The 18,512-nt window shown below is 39.0% G+C and carries 20 protein-coding genes; 8 read left to right on the top strand and 12 right to left on the bottom strand.

All coding sequences use genetic code 11. From position 1 onward, the window contains the following. Window positions 1-341: 341 nt before the first annotated feature. On the bottom strand, window positions 342-1,085 hold the full coding sequence (locus PLANO_RS14495) for an SDR family NAD(P)-dependent oxidoreductase (RefSeq protein WP_038705139.1): 744 nt from the start codon (window positions 1,083-1,085) through the stop codon (window positions 342-344). A gap of 197 nt (window positions 1,086-1,282) precedes the next feature. On the opposite strand from PLANO_RS14495, the gene PLANO_RS14490 reads away from it, so the two are divergent. Both PLANO_RS14490 and PLANO_RS14485 read left to right on the top strand, forming a co-directional pair. Then, entirely contained in the window at window positions 1,283-2,182 is a 900-nt protein-coding gene (locus tag PLANO_RS14490; protein WP_038705138.1) for an ABC transporter ATP-binding protein, read from the top strand. Beyond that, a complete protein-coding gene (locus PLANO_RS14485) occupies window positions 2,169-3,395 on the top strand; it encodes an ABC transporter permease (RefSeq protein ID WP_038705137.1) in 1,227 nt (408 codons plus the stop codon). The genes PLANO_RS14490 and PLANO_RS14485 overlap by 14 nt, the downstream gene beginning before the upstream one ends. 48 nt (window positions 3,396-3,443) lie before the next feature. Here PLANO_RS14485 and PLANO_RS14480 read toward each other — a convergent pair whose 3' ends face one another. The 4 genes from PLANO_RS14480 to PLANO_RS14465 all read right to left on the bottom strand — a co-directional run bounded on the left by PLANO_RS14480 (window position 3,444) and on the right by PLANO_RS14465 (window position 4,854). Further along, complete coding sequence (locus PLANO_RS14480; RefSeq protein WP_038705136.1) at window positions 3,444-3,902, bottom strand: GNAT family N-acetyltransferase; 459 nt, start codon at window positions 3,900-3,902, stop codon at window positions 3,444-3,446. A gap of 66 nt (window positions 3,903-3,968) precedes the next feature. After that, complete coding sequence (locus tag PLANO_RS14475; RefSeq protein WP_038705135.1) at window positions 3,969-4,148, bottom strand: hypothetical protein; 180 nt, start codon at window positions 4,146-4,148, stop codon at window positions 3,969-3,971. Between the two features lie 57 nt (window positions 4,149-4,205). Next, window positions 4,206-4,406: a hypothetical protein gene (locus PLANO_RS14470; protein ID WP_038705134.1), complete on the bottom strand. Its 201-nt coding sequence runs from the start codon at window positions 4,404-4,406 to the stop codon at window positions 4,206-4,208. 55 nt (window positions 4,407-4,461) lie between these two features. Beyond that, window positions 4,462-4,854, bottom strand: coding sequence for a hypothetical protein (locus tag PLANO_RS14465; protein WP_038705133.1), 393 nt, complete (start codon window positions 4,852-4,854; stop codon window positions 4,462-4,464). A gap of 234 nt (window positions 4,855-5,088) precedes the next feature. On the opposite strand from PLANO_RS14465, the gene PLANO_RS14460 reads away from it, so the two are divergent. After that, window positions 5,089-5,361, top strand: coding sequence for an AbrB/MazE/SpoVT family DNA-binding domain-containing protein (locus tag PLANO_RS14460; RefSeq protein ID WP_038705132.1), 273 nt, complete (start codon window positions 5,089-5,091; stop codon window positions 5,359-5,361). A 405-nt stretch (window positions 5,362-5,766) separates the two neighbouring features. Here the strand turns inward: PLANO_RS14460 and PLANO_RS14455 are convergent, their stop codons facing one another. Then, window positions 5,767-6,135 (bottom strand): hypothetical protein, encoded by a 369-nt coding sequence (locus PLANO_RS14455; protein ID WP_038705131.1) that lies wholly within the window; start codon window positions 6,133-6,135, stop codon window positions 5,767-5,769. A 229-nt stretch (window positions 6,136-6,364) separates the two neighbouring features. On the opposite strand from PLANO_RS14455, the gene PLANO_RS14450 reads away from it, so the two are divergent. Beyond that, the gene (locus tag PLANO_RS14450; RefSeq protein ID WP_038705130.1) at window positions 6,365-7,054 is read left to right on the top strand and encodes a copper homeostasis protein CutC; all 690 of its coding nucleotides are present in this window, start codon (window positions 6,365-6,367) and stop codon (window positions 7,052-7,054) included. Window positions 7,055-7,226: 172 nt separating this feature from the next. Here PLANO_RS14450 and PLANO_RS14445 read toward each other — a convergent pair whose 3' ends face one another. The 5 genes from PLANO_RS14445 to PLANO_RS14425 all read right to left on the bottom strand — a co-directional run bounded on the left by PLANO_RS14445 (window position 7,227) and on the right by PLANO_RS14425 (window position 12,473). Then, window positions 7,227-7,562, bottom strand: a complete 336-nt coding sequence (locus PLANO_RS14445) for a hypothetical protein (protein ID WP_038705129.1) — start codon at window positions 7,560-7,562, stop codon at window positions 7,227-7,229. 63 nt (window positions 7,563-7,625) lie between these two features. Further along, on the bottom strand, window positions 7,626-8,027 hold the full coding sequence (locus PLANO_RS14440) for a DUF4362 domain-containing protein (protein ID WP_038705128.1): 402 nt from the start codon (window positions 8,025-8,027) through the stop codon (window positions 7,626-7,628). A 48-nt stretch (window positions 8,028-8,075) separates the two neighbouring features. Beyond that, window positions 8,076-9,011 carry a DNA/RNA non-specific endonuclease gene (locus PLANO_RS14435; protein ID WP_038705127.1) on the bottom strand — a complete coding sequence of 312 codons (936 nt, stop codon included), beginning with the start codon at window positions 9,009-9,011 and terminating at the stop codon, window positions 8,076-8,078. A 394-nt stretch (window positions 9,012-9,405) separates the two neighbouring features. After that, window positions 9,406-10,737, bottom strand: a complete 1,332-nt coding sequence (locus PLANO_RS14430) for an aspartate aminotransferase family protein (RefSeq protein WP_038705126.1) — start codon at window positions 10,735-10,737, stop codon at window positions 9,406-9,408. A gap of 2 nt (window positions 10,738-10,739) precedes the next feature. Further along, window positions 10,740-12,473: a sigma-54-dependent Fis family transcriptional regulator gene (locus PLANO_RS14425; protein WP_038705125.1), complete on the bottom strand. Its 1,734-nt coding sequence runs from the start codon at window positions 12,471-12,473 to the stop codon at window positions 10,740-10,742. 186 nt (window positions 12,474-12,659) lie between these two features. On the opposite strand from PLANO_RS14425, the gene PLANO_RS14420 reads away from it, so the two are divergent. From PLANO_RS14420 to PLANO_RS14405, 4 genes are read left to right on the top strand one after another with little or no spacing between them, the layout of a single operon-like run. Then, on the top strand, window positions 12,660-13,817 hold the full coding sequence (locus PLANO_RS14420; protein WP_038705124.1) for an amidohydrolase family protein: 1,158 nt from the start codon (window positions 12,660-12,662) through the stop codon (window positions 13,815-13,817). 18 nt (window positions 13,818-13,835) lie between these two features. Next, window positions 13,836-15,224 (top strand): APC family permease, encoded by a 1,389-nt coding sequence (locus tag PLANO_RS14415; protein ID WP_052124336.1) that lies wholly within the window; start codon window positions 13,836-13,838, stop codon window positions 15,222-15,224. Beyond that, window positions 15,217-16,398, top strand: coding sequence for a M20 metallopeptidase family protein (locus PLANO_RS14410; protein WP_038705123.1), 1,182 nt, complete (start codon window positions 15,217-15,219; stop codon window positions 16,396-16,398). The genes PLANO_RS14415 and PLANO_RS14410 overlap by 8 nt, the downstream gene beginning before the upstream one ends. Before the next feature lie 2 nt (window positions 16,399-16,400). Then, window positions 16,401-17,768: a glutamine synthetase family protein gene (locus PLANO_RS14405; RefSeq protein WP_081976672.1), complete on the top strand. Its 1,368-nt coding sequence runs from the start codon at window positions 16,401-16,403 to the stop codon at window positions 17,766-17,768. A 362-nt stretch (window positions 17,769-18,130) separates the two neighbouring features. Here the strand turns inward: PLANO_RS14405 and PLANO_RS16010 are convergent, their stop codons facing one another. Continuing rightward, window positions 18,131-18,286, bottom strand: coding sequence for a hypothetical protein (locus tag PLANO_RS16010; RefSeq protein ID WP_156108913.1), 156 nt, complete (start codon window positions 18,284-18,286; stop codon window positions 18,131-18,133). Window positions 18,287-18,512 lie beyond the last annotated feature (226 nt).

Genomic DNA, 18,512 nt, shown 5'->3' with positions numbered 1-18,512 from the left:
GATCTGGACAGTATTCCATTCAATTTGGACAGTATTTGAGTCGAATCGGACAGTATTTCGATTAATTCGGATAGTATATCCAAATATCTGGGAATAAATGGCGTAATATAAGTATAAAAAGTTAATATCATAACGGCATCGCCAGAACTTCATTAGCTATAAAATCTTTACAAAACCTAAAATCTCTCTCGTTTCAACTCGTGAATATAAGCATAAGAAATAAAAGACTGCGCTGTTTTTGACTTGTTGAAGGTAACAATCTAGAAAGAGCAACCAGAAACTATTTTTCCAAACTCATTTATTGGATGAGAGCTTTTGTTCCACCTGTAGTGGGGAAGTGCTTACTCATCCGCAACCCCAAGCGTCATGCCACCATCGACAACAATCTCCGTACCCGTACAATAAGAACTGTCGTCTGAAGCAAGAAAGGCGACTGCTTTTGCGATTTCAAGTGGTTGGCCAATACGCCCTAGCGGAACAGAATCGTAAAAGGCAGGAACGTCTTTGCCGCCAGTCGCCATATCCGTTTCGATGCCGCCGGGATGAATCATATTTACTCGGATTCCGAGTGAACCGAGTTCAATCGCGGCAACTTTGGACATCGCCACCACAGCTGCTTTTGTGGCTGCATAAGCGGATGATTTCGCAATGGGGGAAAATGCAGAAATCGAAATGTTGTTGACAATGGATCCTTTTCCCTGTTTTTCCATTTGCGGAATCACAGCTTGCATGCCAAGAAAAACACCCAGTTGATTGACGTTGATCAACTGCTGAAAGTCTTCTAATGTTGTTTCTCTAAACGAGTTTCGCTTTAATGCGCCTGCATTGTTCACCAACGCATCAAGTTTACCAAATTGGTAGATCATTGCATCAACTGCTGCTGTCCACTCTGACTCTTTTGTCACATCTAACTGAACCGAAAAGGCACGTTCTCCAATCCTCTCGGCGACTTCCTGAGCTTCCTCGTAATTTCGCGCACCAATTCCAACCTGAGCACCCAATGACGCAAGATGCGCAGCAATTGCTTTGCCTTGCCCTCGGTTAGCTCCAGTGACAAGAATGACGGTATTCGTTAAGTTTGGCATGGAAACACTCCTTTCTATCAATATAACATGTGACTCTAACGTAATGGGAGTGTAGTATAAATCATATCCAATTTTGTAACCTTAGCGCATAGGCGGGTAACGTATTTACTAACAAAACATATACTAAAACTGATTTTTGGGAATTATTCTATGTTAAGATATATTTTGGATATAATTTACTCTTTGGAGGTGTCAAAATGAAACTCGTTATCGAAGAATTAAACAAATCCTTTAACAACAAGCATGTGTTAAAGGGAATTAATTTAACTATCAACTCCGGGCAAATTTTTGGTTATTTGGGGAGAAACGGTGCTGGAAAAACAACATCCATGCGAATTTTGATGGACGTATTTGAAGGAGACAGTGGTTCAATTACGATAGACGGCAAAAAGTTCAAGCCGACTGATTACCGAATTGGCTATTTGCCTGAAGAACGTGGCATGTATTCAAAGTTTAAAGTAAAAGATCAATTGATTTATTTTGCGGAACTGCGCGGAGCTAACAAAAAAGACGCTGAGCATTCCATGAAAAAATGGGCTGAAGAATTTGGCATTGCGATGTATTTAGACCAAAAACTTGAGACGCTTTCAAAAGGAAACCAACAAAAAGTTCAAATCGCACAAGCGTTTATTTGTGAGCCGGATATTTTGATCTTGGATGAACCTTTTTCAGGCTTGGATCCGGTCAATTCAAAAATCTTTCAAGATTCGTTAGTGAATTACATACGTGAAGATCGCATTATTATTTTTTCTTCTCACCAAATGGGGTATATCGAGTCGTTTTGTGATGATATTGCCATTATCAATGATGGAAAAATTGTATTAGATGGCGATTTAAACGATATAAGAAAACAAATGGGCAAAGACAAGCTGCGTTTACGCTTTGCGGATCAACACAACTTAAGTTTTCTGTCAGGCTATGAATACACACTCGAAAAACAAGATATTATTTTAGCGCTTCAACCAAATGAAACGAAAAAATCGTTTGTCGAAGCGGTATTCAATCAAGGAATCGAACTGACAATGTTTATGGATTACTTACCGAGCCTTCAAGAAATATTCATTGAGAAAACAGGTGATCAAAATGAAAAAGCTTAAAACCGTTTTTAATTTCGAATTGCGTGGAATGATTCAAAAGAAAAGCTTGCTTGTGACAACGGCGATCATGTGCATCATCACATTACTTATCACCACCGTTCCTACATTTATGATGTGGTTTGATGGTGGAGGAACAGAAGAAAATTCTACAGAGACGGGAGAACCCGCTGAGGACGAAAGCTTTGTAGTAGTCTATCAAAACGAAGAATTGAGAGATGCCTTGAGTCTCGCTCTCGGCAAAGAAAAGTATGCGACAGAAGAGGAATTGAAAAGTGCAGTTCAAAGTGAAGAGGAAGCTTCAGGCTTTGTCGTAAACGATTATGACAGCTTTACCTACATTTCTTTTGATAGCACGACGGATTCAGCCGAACCATTCGTTTTTGAATCCCAACTAAAACAACTCAATGAGGACCGATTGTTTGATGAAAAGGGAATAGACAGTCAAGAAGTACGTGAAGTTTTAAATCAACCCATCCAACAAGAAACCGTCTTTCTTGGAAAAGACGCTGAATCAGGAACAGCCATTGCCTTTGCTGTGATGATCACCATGTATATGCTCATTTTGCTATACGGTAGTAGCGTGGCAACTTCTGTTGCGAGAGAAAAAGATTCCCGCACAATGGAACTGCTTATTACATCGAGTAACCCGCGCACACTGATACTCGGAAAAGTCGGAGCAGTAGGGTTAACCGGTATATTCCAAGTGGCCGCAATCATTTTATTTGGTGTCATTGGATTTATGCTAAACAAAGAAAACTATCCTGATTTTGTTCTAGAGCTCGTTCAAGGATCGATGACAGGAGATGTCCTGGTTGTCTATATCCTGTTTTCTGTACTGGGTTATGTTTTGTATATGTTTATCTATGCAGCGTTAGGAAGCTTAGTGTCCAAAGTAGAAGACGTCAATTCGGCCGTAACACCGATTACATTCTTGTTTATCCTGGCTTATTTTGCAGCAACGTTTGCTATGAACGCACCTGATAACGCCATTGTAAAAGTTACATCGTTTATCCCGTTTGTTTCGATATTCACGATGCCGATTCGGTATATGTTGACCAGTGTACCCCTGGCTTCTCTATTGATTTCAAGCGTAATTATGATCGTTACAGTCGCACTATTCGCCGCGTTATCGATTCACATTTACAAATTTGGCTCATTAAATTACGGCAATCGTCTGAAATTCAAAGACGTTATCAAATCGTTTAAAAAATAAAAAAAGAATCTTGCGAAAGCAAGGTTCTTTTTTATGAAAAAATTCAAATCAGGTGGGCTCTATCATCAATTTCATGCCTTCATGGCTTGCGACAAACCCCAAGCGTTCATAAAAACGATGAGCATCCTCACGTTGTTTGTCTGTAGTCAACTGGACCAATCCGCAGTTTTCGGTTATGGCGATCGCAATCGCTTTTTTAAATATGGCTTCTCCGACTTTGTTCCCGCGCTGATCCTTGGCTACACGCACGCCTTCAATTTGCGCGCGTTTCAAGCCATTTCTAGCTAAGCCCGGAATGATCGTCAACTGAAGGCAGGCAAGTACAGAATCTCCTTCAACAGCTAAAAGGAGTTGGTTTCCAGTTTGAGCTTCAATGGCTTTAAATGCTTCGAAATAAGTATCTGGTAAAGGAGTTTCAAACTGTTCACGCGTAGCACCCAGTTCATCATCCGCCAAAAGCTGAACAATGTCGGGCAAATCGTCGATCATGGCTTTTCGAAAAATCACTTGAACCACACTCCTTTGTTTTGAACGCAAATGTTTTCAGGCTAGGCAGACAAACAAACTTAACTTTTACTTTACTGCTCTGTGATTGCGAGCGGGATGATTTATTCGGTAATTGATAATGAGCAGTGGAGTTCCCAGTACGGCCGCAATCACAATAGGCATAAACAGGTTGTTCAGCAAGCAGTAAAGAAGCACAGCCGTATAAATCACCATAATCAGCGAGTGATAAGCGTAATATTTTTTCAATTCCGGTCCTCCTGTTCTACGCACGTCGTTTTTGCAAATGAAAGCTTAAGGGAACCGTTACGACGTAGATTTTTTCATCTGAATCGCAAAAAAAGCACTCACGATAAAATAATAAATAGCTAAAATAGATAACACATCTGTTGCGACAACAAGTAAATCACCATTTCGAATCAGAAATCGCCACAGCAACGAACTAAACAGAAAAAGTACCGGAAATAAGATGAAATAACCTAAGAAATACACTTTTTCATTTTTCATGCCAATTCACTCCTATAATCTCAACGCTAACGCTAGATACCTTAGCGCTCGACAGTTAAGCTTCTTCAGTTTTCGCATCGTCGAATACTTTTTGTGCAACACTGTCATATACAAATTTTGCAGGATACAAAGCTAAAATAATTGCGATTAATTGGAATACCGTTTTGACCCAACCCGTTATGTGTAGAACATCCGTGATTAGAAAACTAGCGAGAACAATCAACCCGAACGCAACTGCAACAGCTATTGCCAATGTGACTGAGAGTTGCAGCCAATGAGAAAGCGATAACTTTCCAAGTTTTTTAATGCTGCCATCGCTAACAGAAAAAGAAAGACGGGATAATAGGAGCAGTAACAAGTACCAACTCGAATAACCAAACGCAATCCAAGAAACCCCGACGAGTCCAAGCAGTATCCAACCAATACTAGAAAATACTTTATTGTTCACGTGTTATTTCCTCCTTTGGTGAAGATCTACATCTTTTATGCCTATAACCTTACTACGAATCAGCTTAGGTTTTGTTTCACGGTTTGATCAAAATCAAACACAGAAATTTGCTCTTTGAATTTTTTCCTGAAATTTATGCGTTCGAATAGAAGAAGAGTGCTATAATGAGAACGTGCGTTCTTTTTGAGGAATTAAGTTTGCTAAAATAGTACGGAGTAAAAGGAGAGTCGAACCATGAAAACCACAGGAATCGTGAGAAACACAGACCCACTGGGACGCATCGTCATTCCGAAAGAACTGAGAAGGGGAATGGAGATAAACGTAGGCGATCCCGTGGAGATTTTAGTAGAAGAAGACGAGATTGTGCTAAGAAAATACCAAGCCGCAGGTGCTTGTTTAGTGACAGGTGAAGTTCAAGCGGGAAATAAAGAATTTGCGCCAGGACTTACCTTAAGTCTAGAGGGCGCGCGCATTCTCTTGCAAGAGCTGCAAAATAAAAAAAGCTAACTTCTTTAAAAAAGGTAAAAGTGAACAGAGAGCCGAGTAGCCAATTCTACTATTTCCAAAATTTGTACGTCATAATAACCCTCATCAATCGAACCAATTAATCGTTAATAAAAATGATGCTGCACATGTGACTAGTAGAGCAACTGCTAGTTTAAGGCAACTTTTGCTTGTTTTTTATATTTTTTATATTCCTATAAAAAACGTGGGGAGACCGTAAAGGATTCCAAAGGTAAAATTACTCTTAGAATCATCGAATCCAACGAAACGTCTGCCTCTTGCAATTAGCTCATTTATTTGATGTTAACCTTTTCAACAACATTGTTAGTCACATCGGCATTTTAGCAAAATAAATATTGATATTTAAAAAAGTCGTGATTTAAATAAATTGAATACAAAAAAACGACTCTACGAATTAGATTCTGTAGAGTCATTTTTTTTACTTCGTGGCTGTAGCATATCGAAAGCCTCAGTAAGATTTTCTACTGCGTATTTTTTAGAATGACCGCTCTCTGCTGCTTGAACAGCTTCAGAAGTATTTATTGATAGAATCAAGTCTTCAAACTGACTTTCGATTTCATTAATGCGGTTCTCTTGAGTTGCTAAAACACTCAGTAATTCTTCGTATTTTTCCCATTTCAGTATGGCAATAGATACTTGGTCGTTGATAACTATCCCAACTTCTTCATTACTCTCAACTAGCGAGAGTAATTTTTGCAGAGAAAGGGACTGAAACTTATCACCTGATATTAACTCTTTATTAAGTGGAGTTTTCATTTGGAACCTCCCATAAAATTATTGTCTCTAGATGGAACAACTAGAACAGATGTTAGTTGCGAGAATACCTGCTTATTGTTCTCGAGTAGTGGTATACTTCAATATCTTTATAGATAACTCCTCTTTTATTGTGTGAAATTATGCTAGTCTGGTGTCCTTTGATGGAGCAATTAAAATCAGTGGTCTATCATAGTTAATAGAAATCGTCCGATCTGAAAGGAAATGAAAAATGAGAATAGAAGTTATTGTGCAAAATGAACAAGAAGCAATCCAAGCAGAAAAATTGGGAGCAGCCAGACTAGAACTTGTTTCCGCAATTGATGAGGGAGGGCTAACACCGAGTTTTGAGATCATCAAGCAAGTTTTAAACAGCGTCACGATACCGGTTCAAGTAATGATACGCCCCCATAGTCGAGATTTTTTCTATAGCGATCTAGAAATGAATACAATCATCGAAGACGTCAAAAATGTGTTGAGTTTAGGTGGTCACGGAATCGTATTTGGCGCTTTGACAAAGGATTATACAATAGATGAAACAGCACTTGAAAAAGTCATGGCAGTCTCTGATCAACTCGATATTACCTTTCATCGTGCGTTTGACGAAATTGACGATCAGTTGAGCGCCTATAAATTATTAACAGACTACAAAAAACTGGTAAAGCGGATTTTAACATCTGGTGGTCACGAAGATTGTTTGAGAGGGAAGCATGACTTAAGAAAGTTAGTCGAGCTATCAAAAGAGATAGAGGGACCTGCTATTCTTTGTGGTGGGGGATTAACGTCGACGAATATAAAAGAGATTCATCAAACTGTAGAGGCTAATGAATATCATTTCGGGAGCGGCGTTCGGAAAGATGGTTCTTATTCAGAGGGGTTCGACAAAAGAGTAGTTGAACAAATTACAGCATTAGAGGGTTAGCACAGAAGCTTAACTTGAATGGAATTCATCAAAAATACTGCGCTTTTTCGAGAGCAATTTTATAAAAAGGTATAAAAAATCATACAAAATCTTACAAACTTAAACCCTAAATGAGATCACTTTTTAAAGTGTCCGCCATTTGGGGTTTAGGTTACGCTCTTATAAATGCTTGCTAATTAAAATCATCAGCCAATAGCTCTTTTGAGTCCGTCCCTTCAGACGGAACTTCCGTTTTTTTATCGCCTAAAACTAAGGCAGTGAAATAGGTGAGTATAGCCATTAATAGACCAGCAGCAAATAGAATACCACCCGCAACAATAAAGGCAGTGGTATACGTTTCCATCACCATCATGAACTGGCTAGTATCAGCAATACCATCTTGTTGACTCATAAGCCAAGAGTTTCCTAAAGACATTCCGAATGAAGCACTTGAAAACAGTAAGATCAAGCCTACAACTGCTAATAAGACCGAAACGATTAACAATCCACTAATATGGTTTTTGAACATCTTCTCTACTCCCTCCGTCGTCTTTCTTTAAAATTTACTAACATTTCTCCAAATATTTTAAAGTTACTCTAGAACTTCAAGCTCGAAATACTTTCCGACTTCAGAAGAGCAACCGCTCAAGCGGTAGATTGTACCTGTTTCGCTCGTTTCACTTTCTAGATTTTCGCAAGTTCCACTTTGTTTTCCTTTGTTTTCAGCGCCGTACTCATCGTGAGAATTATCATACGTATACGTAATAATTTCACTATCATACTCTAAGGTCTCAAAAATTGGGTCGCCCTCTGTAGTTCTTTGGACAATCCGTATTTTATCTTGTTTGCCGTTCTCAAGATTTCCGATAAATGCTTCAAATTTATCCGGATTGGCGGTTATTTCGTTTTGCTCGATCACGATATCGCTATCCTCAATTGGGTTACACGCAGTTAAGAAAATAGTCAGTAGAATTAAAAGAAATCCTTTTTTCACTCGCTTGACCTCCTTAAATAGGTGACAGGCTGCACATAAGTTAAAAAATCACTCGCCGACCATACCGTCATTATCATTATCTCGCATATGCGGATATAGCCAATGATCGCTCATGATTGGCATACTAAACCCTGCTGCTTTCGCTTCTTTAATCGTCACTTGTCCATTCCCATTTGTATCAACACTCGAAACATCTTCGTTAGTATTTGAACTACTTGAACTAGCTATATCTGCAGGCTCACTTTGAGTTAACCCGAGTGATGCATTGACTTCATCAGGATTCACATTTTCAAACGTATCAACGACTTCATTACCCATTATCGTATACGTATATTGATAGCTTGAAGGAATCTGCGTTTCGGTATCTGGATAGGTGATAATGGCTTCGAAATGGGTCGCGCCACCTGCTTTGCGGATCGTATCCTCCATATAAGCTTGATCACCATGTCGGTTGAGCGTACTTTCTTGGGGAGTGATGTTATATGCATTTGAAACCCCGCCAAGCGAATCGGCAAGCACGTGCCCTTCATCTAGTACATCACTTTCCACACCTGGAACTTTTGCTTCGTCCGAATAATACCGGCCAGTCGATAAAACAGGTTCATTGTCGTCATCTTGCAAAACGATTTCATCCGCCACAACCCGTTCTAACTGTCCGTGCTCGTTGGTGAAAGCCCAATAGTCGCGATCGCCATAACCAACGTTAACGACAACGTTAGACTCACGGTAACCGGACAAATCCCCGCCATCTACTTCGATTAAGTCGTAGCCTGCAAATAAGTCGCTATTTGGTTCTGTAGGAGCTTCCTCTACTTCTGGCTCTTCAACAATGGGTGTGACAGGTTCTTCTTTTTCGCTACTTTCTTCAATTTCAACTGCTGTTTCTTCTTGCGCCTCTACTTCTGTGATGGCAGTTTCTTCGACCTCGGTACAACCAACTAGAAAGCCCGATAGCAATAGGATCAATAAATGGTTCACTTTCATTTTAGAACTCTCCTCTAATCGTTCCATACTAATTTAAAAAATCTCATGATTTAACAGTGATGAGTATTTTTTCCTAATATTAGTATATTACAAAAGTGACTTTATTACAGGGATACTTTTAGTAAGGGAGAATCGAATAATACAAGTAATAAAACGTACTGGACCTAGAACTTTTAATCAGCTCTAGGTCCAGTACGTTTATACGAACAGAAATAACTAAAACTTTTCCTGGGAAATAATGTTCTGTGCAGACGATCATCTGAAAAACACCTTCATGCATGAAAAGCTCTTGCTAATATTAGTTTTAAAGAAAAGTGAATGTAGTTAAAGAAGGCTGTAAAGTGTGTATCTCTTTCTTGTGAATAATCGGCAGTTTACCTATTAGTAACTAAAATTAGCCCCATCCACTAAATTCTTGTACTTTATGTAAATCAATGTGACCATTTTCTGCGTCTTTAAATACTTCTTCTAAAATAGCAAGTGCTCGTTCTACTTCGAGAGCGTTTATTGTAAGTGGTGGTGTGATTTCTAACACATTTCCATAAATGCCAACATTGTAAATAAGCAGTCCGAGTTCATAGGCTCGGTAACAAATGGCTGCAGTTTTTAAAGGATCTGGATTTTGGGAATGTCGATTTTCGACAATTTCTACACCGATAGCCAACCCTTTTCCTCGTACATCTCCTATGCAGGGGTAAGTTTCTTGAAGCTTGTGCAAACCGTTAAGAAAAGATATTCCTTGATGCTTAGCATTCTCCAATAAACCTTCTTCTTCGATCAGTTGAATATTTTTAAGGGCTGCAGAAGTAGACACGGGGTTCCCGCTTGTTGTAAACATATGACCTGCAGAAACTGCATCTAGTAGTTCTTTCCTTCCGACAACAGCGCTAATAGGAAGACCAGCACCGAGGGATTTCCCTAGTACGACTACATCCGGTACAATCTCACAATGTTGAAACGAAAACCAGGCTCCAGTTCTACCCATTCCGACTTTTACTTCATCGATAATTAAGTAAATGCCGTATTGGTCACAAATCTCTCTCAACGCTTGTAAAAAAGCAGGGGGTGGTAAAATCATGCCACCATCACTTTGGATAGCTTCAATAATAATTCCTGCTGTGTCGTCAGCTGGACATATCGTTGCAAACACTTCTTTCATGTAATGGAGTGTTTGTTCGGTAAGGTTGGCGCTGATGCCGCTGAATGGGCGGTAAGGATTCGGGTAAGGAATCTTGACGACATTGCCTCTTCCTTCGAAACGTGCCTGCGCACTATGACCAGACAACGATGAAGCACCCATTGTTTGACCATGGTATGAGCCGATAAATGAAATCATTTTAGAACGTCCAGCAGCGATAGGAATGAATTTACTAATTAACTCATTAGCATCTGACCCAGAGTGACCGAACCACACTTTTTTTTCGAAGTCCCCTGGAGTTAAACTGATAAGTTTTTCAGCAAGTTGTACCATGGTCTCACTAGGTGCGCTGAGCTGTGTAGTAAAAGATAATTTTAAGTATTGGTCGAAGATGGTTTTAGCGATCTCTTCACGACCATATCCTATATTGGCAACTGCCCAACCAGCAGTTAAATCCAAATATTCTTTGCCAGAAAGGTCGGTTAGCCAACATCCGGAAGCTGATGCCACAGTCATAGGTGAAAAACGTAGTTTTAAACCTTGTGAGATTACTTGGTGATCTTTGTCGAGTAATTCTTTTTGTTCCACGGCTATCTATCCTCTCTAGTAAATTCAATATCGTATTTGCGTATTTTGTAATTCAAGCTTTGCCTAGAAATTCCGAGATTATCAGCTGTTTTAGTAATGTGGTAATTAGTTTTTTTCAATACATTTAAAATCAATTGCTTTTCAAAGTTTTCAACTTGGTTGGTTAAAGAGTGGGAGGAATCTTGTTCGTTAAATAGTGCGACGCTCTCATTATCTGAATGACTAAAATCAACCATATAAGACGGCAAGTGATCAAGTGTAATTATCCCGTCATCTTTCGCCAAGGTCATTGCGCCTTCTATAATGTACCCCAACTGTCGGACATTCCCAGAGTAGCTGTATGAGGTTAATGCTTTTAGTGCGTCTTCTGAAATTGCGGTGTTTAACCCGCGCGTAGAATTATTCTTGTTTTGTAAAAAATAATTTATAAGTAAAGGAATATCTTCTTTTCTGTCGCGTAAAGAAGGGACGGTCAATGTGATTGTGCTTAAGGCATAAAACAAGTCTTCTAATAAATTTCCTTGTTTTAATGCGATATTCGGTTTTTGTGACAATAATGCAATAAAACGAGTATTGACGCTTATTTCGCTATTGTCTTTAGAACTAAAGAATGTCTTGGATTGGATAACACGTAATAATTTTTCTTGAATCGCAATGTCTAGTTGGTCGATATGGTCGAGCACGATTATCCCATTTTTCATTTGCTCTAATAATCCTGGAGATTTAGAGATGCCAAATAAGTTTTCCTCCAATAAAAGAGAAGGGATATCGGCGCAATTCAATTCTATAAAATTAGCATCTAGTATATTTAGCCGTTCAATGGTAAAACGGGCAAGCAGACTTTTTCCAACACCCTTTTCTCCACAAATTAATAGGTTAGCGGTAGATTTTGTGAGAAGTTCAGTGGTATCTATCACTTTTTTCATGGATTTACTCACTTGAATAATTGGGGGTAAGTTTTCTCTGGAAATAGCTACTTCAGTAGAAGAAATTGCCTTTGTTCTTTTGTTCTGAAATAAAGTGTCTGCCATTGACGCTATAGTGGAGAAATCTTTGACGGTAGAAAGTGCTCCAGTTTTTTGACTTCCTAAAAAAAGGGGTTCGCTTTTCTTGTTGACGATATAGCGTTTGCCGGTTTTTGAAAAAAACGCCTCATTTTGGACGATCTGTTTATCCGATACTAGAGAATTCAAAAGAGGAGAGACTTGATGCGTTGCACCTTCAAAAATGGACGCATATCGCTTTCCAATTACCCCTGAGGGTTCTTTCGAATCCAATTCACCCATTTTTGTATTATAGAAGACAATTTTTTGATTGTTATCTATATAACAAACCCCTTCGTCTACTTTATCTAAGATAGATTGAAACAATCTATTTTGATTTTGAGCTTCTACAATTTCTTGGGATAGGCGTTGTATTTTCGTGATATTCCGAAAATTAAGGAAAGCTGTGCTGTCGTCAATAAAACGAAAATTAGCCAATAGTTGAAACATCCCAATAGATAAGGAGATATTTCTAGTTTCCTGTTTAAGGAGATAAAACTGAGACAAATCCTTCGATGGCACAAAATCTTGAATACGCTTGCCAATTAAATCGCTATCAGATAGCTTGGGAAAAAAATCACTAACAATGTGATTCAACGATAATATAACGCCGTTCTCATCAGTTAAAACAATTCCTTCTAATAAAAAATCGGCTACGTCCTTTAAATAAACATCTTTCAATATGTGTTTCAAAATGAATCACCACCGTAAAATTTTTTTCTATTCGTTGTGTAAGAAATAATAATAACTATATAATCAATTCTAATCTATAATAGATTAAATTTTCTTTCTTTTCAAACTTTTATTTATTTAGAAATAAGAGAAGATGAAAGAATTTTTGCGAAAAAAATTTTTCTAAAACTAAAGGAGTGGAGTATATTGTCTAAGGTTAGTTTAGCGGGAGTCAAAGTAGTTGATGTCCATGCTCATCCATTCGCAGCACCGGAAGAAAAAGAAACGCCACTTAGTTTCTTACGTAAATTGTCATTATCAGTTAATGAGGAAATGTTTGTAGCAAGCCAAAAAGCAGATAAAGCACAACCAGTTCCAAACTCAAATATGTGGATTCAGATTTTATTAAGGAATATGGCGAAATATTTGTCTTGTGAGGAAACACTTGAATCTATAGTAGAAGCTCGTAACAAAAAAGCTGCGGACTATGGAGCGTATACAAAAGAATTATTTGGAGATGTTCAGTTGGAAGGTGCAATTATGGATTTCGGCTATCCGCAGCCACCATTAAAACGGGAAGATTTCGAAAAACTGAGTGGCTCAAAAATTTGGGAGATCAGCCGAATCGAGACCATCATGGTGGAGTTCGGAAAAGAAGGATTAGAATTTAATGAATTTGTCCGTCGATACCGAGAGCGTTTATCAGAAAATTTATCGAAACCGGGAGTTGTAGGGTTAAAAACGATTATCGCCTATCGAAGTGGTCTCGAAATTATGGACATGAATGAAGAAGAAGCGCGTAAAGGCTACAAGGAATTTGTGGAAAACGATCGCTCACCAGCAAAATCATTACGTGATTATTGTTTCCATATTGCTATGGAAGAATGTACAGCCGCTGATAAGTTTATGCATATCCATACAGGGATTGGTGATGGGGAGGTTGTAATAACCAAGGCTAGCCCGAGTTACTTATTAGATACATTAAGACTAGAGAAATATAAAGACACAAAAGTCCATTTGGTACACGGCGGTTACCCATGGATGGAAGAAGCGGCATTCATAGTTAGCATATTACCGAATGTTTACATGGATATATCCTTGCAAAATCCGTTTACAGGTCATGGGGTCGAGCGTATTATTTCGCAAGTATTGGAACTAGCACCTTTCGGCAAAGTTATGTATGGATCGGATGCGTTTACTGTCCCGGAAATGAATTGGATGGGAGCAAAATTGTTTGTGGAATGTTTCGAGCGTGTGCTAAATGATTGGGTTGAAAAAGACTATATGGATTCAGAAAAAGCTCGTTATATCGGTGAAATGATTTTGTACAGAAACTTCGAGAATATCTATAAAACAAAACTATAAACGAAAAGGGGAAATGGGATGAGTCAAAATATTAGTCTTGATTTACAACCGAAAAGAACTTTGAAGTTTTGGCATATTTGGGCTTTGGGTGTAGGTGCGGTAGTTGGAGATGGTATTTTCTTATTAATGGGACAAGGCATTGCAACTGCGGGTCCAGGATCAATCGTTTCTTACATGGTATCTGGTTTATTGCAGCTATTTTTAATAATAGCATTAATTGAAATGGCGATCGCTATGCCAAATGCGGGTGCTATGTCGACGTGGGTGCAAAGAATGATGGGGAAATCATGGGGATTCCTAGCCGGGTTTACATTTGCGATCGGCTGGATTATTGCCGGAGGTAGTGTTGGCTTGGCGTTAGGGAAAATTAGCGTATGGTTCTTTCCATCATTGACAGCAGCATGGTGGCCAGCGTTCTTCGCTATTTTCTTCGTGACACTTTTTGCTGTGATCAATATTCTAGGCGCAGTCATTGCCGCACGTGTTCAATTGTACATGGTATTGGCATTGGTTGGTGTAATGGTGATATTCGGTATTGTTGGATTGAAAGATGTTAACTTAGCGAATTTCACACCGTTTTTACCGTATGGCGCAGAAGGATTTTTCAGTGCCATTCCGCTTGGAACGTATGCTTACCTTGGTGCATTGACGTTAGTGACAGCAGGAGCAGAAGCCATTAATCCGCAACGCGACTTACCAAGAGGATTAATCTGGTCTAGTATTACTTTCATTCTTCTTTACTCGTTTGCTCATTTCGTTTTACAAGGTATTATCCCATGGAATGAAGTAACTATGGACAGTTCGCCGTTTACGGTAGCTGCTGGTCAAGTTTTTGGAGTCGCAGGTGCCTTTATCATGAACCTCGCCGCTTGGATTGCAGCGGCAACCTGTATTATTATGGGTACCATTTATGCTACTTCTCGGATTTTCTATTCACAGGCAAGAGAAGGAATGTTGCCTAAGTTTTTGGGGGTTATTCATCCGAAAACCTATACGCCAGTAAATGCGATCATTGTCATTTGGTTAGCAACAATTTCCTTGATTTTGATTGGTCAAATTAATCCAGAGTTTATCTATGTTGAATTATCAAATCAACTTGTTATTGCATGGTTATTTTCTTGGAGTTTAGCATTGATTGCCGGAGTGCTGTTCCGATTGAAACATAAAGAAGAAGTGGCCAAACTATCTTGGAGGCAGCCACTATTTCCGTTATTCCCAGTTTTAGGGTTTATCGGAATCATCGTCGTATTATACGGATCTTTTGTTGGTTCTCTTATGACGCTTGTCCGCGGAGGTATTTGGCTAACTATATTATTCTTACTATTTGCTGTTTTCAATAAATCAGCATTCCAGGGATTAAAGAGACCTGTGAAAGAAAAAGAAGCAGGGGAAGTTTCAAATGACTAACCAATTCCAATCAACTAAAGAAATCGATGCACAGGTCGTTGCTATCAGGCGTCATCTCCACCAATATCCTGAGCTTTCCTTTAAAGAATTCGAAACAGCTCGTTATATTGGAGCGGTATTAGAGGAATGGGGAATACCTTATGAAAGAATTGGGGAAACAGGAATTTTTGTCGATATTGTAGGGGACAAAAACGGTCCGGCTATAGGCTTACGCGCAGACATTGATGCTTTACCCATACAGGAAGAAGCAGAGGTGCCTTTTAAATCCACTCATCAACAAGTAATGCATGCTTGTGGGCATGACGGTCATACCGCTATTTTGCTAGGAGCTGTTTATGAATTACATCACAACAAAACACTTCTCAAAGGAACTGTGCGTTGCATTTTTCAACCTGGTGAAGAAGCAGATGGAGCCGCACTTGCGCTAATTAAACTGGGGATCTTAAAAAACCCTCACCTCGAATCTATTACAGGTCTTCATTTATGGCCATATTTGCCAATTGGGACTGTAGGCGTCAAATCAGGGAGCATGACGGCTTCATGCGATGATTTCAAAATTACAATTAGCGGTAAATCTGGCCATAGCGCACGTCCGCATCAAGCGGTTGATGCCATCTTAGTAGCATCACAGATTATGCAGACACTACAACTAGTAGCTGCCAAAAATATTAATCCGACACAACCGAAAGTCATCCATATTGGTAAAATTTATGGGGGAGAGGCAAGCAATATTGTCGCAGACCACGTGGTTATGGAAGGAACATATCGAGCATTAAATAGCGAAGTAAGAAGTCAGTTGAGAACGGAACTTGAACGAGTATGTCGGGCCTCTGAAATTCAATGGGATGTCAAAATTGATATTGAATTCTTACTCGGTGCTCCACAAATCGAAAATGAGATTACTTTGGTTTCTGAGTTTATCAAAACAGCAAGCGAACTACTAGGTGAGGAGAAGGTAGTCGATTTGCCAGAACCTTCAATGGGAGCAGATGACTTTGGTTATTTTTCTGAAAAGATACCTAGTTTGTACTTCCGTCTGGGGATTAAAAAAGAAGATGAAACAACGTATGATTTACATCATCCACGATTCCATTTTGACGATGCCGTCTTGGCTACAGGAGTCAGCTTGTATGTGAATTACGCGATCAATCTATTGCAGAATGTGAGGCGTTAAGGATGGAAAGAAACATAGGCGTAATCGAAACAAAAATCAGCGAAGTCATGAGAAAAATTGAACAAGAAAATATTGATTATATACGTGTTGAATTTTTAGATTACTCAGGGGTTACAAGAGCTAGAACAATTAGAAAAGAGCAGATTGCGAATGCAATGGAAGTAGGGGTCAATTTCAGCGCGGCGATTATGGATTTCACAATGTTCGATACGTATGTTCCGAACCCTTCATACGGAGCAGACAGCGGTGATTTTTTCGCCTTACCCGATCCCGATACATTTGTTATATTGCCACATCGCCGCAAAACGGCACGCATGTTTTGCGACTTGGTTGATGAAAACGGCAATCCTTGGCAAGGCTGTCCACGCAGCGTATTAAAGAAGCTTTTAAAAGAAGCAGAAGAAGTGCTAGGTGGACAAATCAAAATGGTTTACGAGCAAGAAGCATATTTAATGAAAGAAGAAGATGGAAAGCTGGTTCCGGCTGACAATAGCGCGTGTTTTTCAACGGATGGTTTAGATATTCAAGAAGATTTCATCCAGAATTTTATCGAAACGATGGGATTAATGGGAGTAGAGACTGAGCAAGTTTCGAGCGAGTTCGGTCCTGGACAAGTAGAAATTAATTTAAAATACGATCATTGTTTAAAAGCAACCGATGATCAAGTAACGTTCAAACAGTTATTCAAACATTTGGCGAGAGAAGCTGGCATGGTGGGAACGTTAGCGCCAAAACCATTCAATGAGTTAGCAGGAAGTGGACTTCATGTGCATATGAGTCTGTTTGAAGGAGATAAGAATTTATTTAAAGACTTGAATGACAGTCGTGGACTCGACCTCTCAGAAGTAGCATATTACTTTATCGGAGGTATTCTTCATCACGGAAAAGCCTTATCTGCAATTGCTGCGCCGACGGTAAACTCGTATAAACGAATGATACCAGGTTCATTTGCACCAGCCCATATTTGCTATGGTGTCGGAAACCGCTCAAGCTTGGTGCGCGTATTAGAACCGAGACGAGAGAGACGTTTTGAATACCGTGGTGCAGACGGAACATGCAATCCGTATTTATTGTCAGCATCTTTGATAGCAGCTGGACTACACGGTGTGAGAGAGAAACTGGATCCTGGAATGCCTTTAGAAAAAGACGTCGGTAATCTTTCTCAAGAAGAACTGGATGCTTTAGGAGTCGAATGGGTTCCTCGTGATTTGAAAGAAGCTTTAAGCTATTTGGCAGAAGACACGATTCTAGCAGAAACTATCGGTCGTGATATTTGGCAGGAGTTTATAAAAGTGAAGCAAGAAGAGTGGAAGCTTCATTTTTACCGTGTGGATGAATGGGAAAGAAAACTGTATTCTAACGTGTATTAAAAAGCTCGATAGGAAGATAAGAATAGTAGAATGAACTGAAAAGGAAAATTGTGATTGTTTGTCCAATAACTTTCTTGATTTTCCTTTAATAATAAATAGTATAAAGCCCTTTTTGTAATATTTCGGTGTCAATTTACTTGACCATGATCCGGAATAATTACAAGAGGGCTTTTTTGAATTACTTTTTAATAAAGAAATATGAGTACCTTTGATTTGGAATAGATAAGAGGTGTTCTTATATGAAGAGTATAGAAAGATAATGGTGTTTAATGTCGATTGGTCGCTAGACAAGTCTCCTTCATCCACTTCGATTAATTTGTGTACTGCGAATAATTCATTATTTGATTTTGCCTGAGTTTTCTCTACTTCTGATTCTTCACAATAGATGTGACAAGTTCTTCTGTTTCAACTGCGGTTTCTTCATGTACTTCGACATCTGTCATAACTGCGTCTTTGATATCCGTACAGTCAACTAGAAAGATAGACGGCAATAGGATCATTAAATGGTTCACTTTCAATTTGGAACACTTCTCTAATCGTTTCGTTTAGATTTAAAGTTTAATAGGTTTACAATTATCAATATTTTTTTCTAATATTAGTGTGTTATAAAATCGATCTTCTTGTAGACCGAATTTTTTAAGAGGAGTTTGAAACTAATATAGCGCTAAGAGATTTCAGGATTTTATTGAAGCTATTCTAATAAGATGTGAGGGCGGTTAGTGATAGCAAAAATTAAATAATAGT

The organism is Planococcus sp. PAMC 21323 (genome assembly GCF_000785555.1).
Lineage (GTDB): Bacteria > Bacillota > Bacilli > Bacillales_A > Planococcaceae > Planococcus.
The sequence above is the reverse complement of the archived record's forward strand: the minus strand, read 5'-3'. Positions and strand labels throughout refer to the sequence as shown.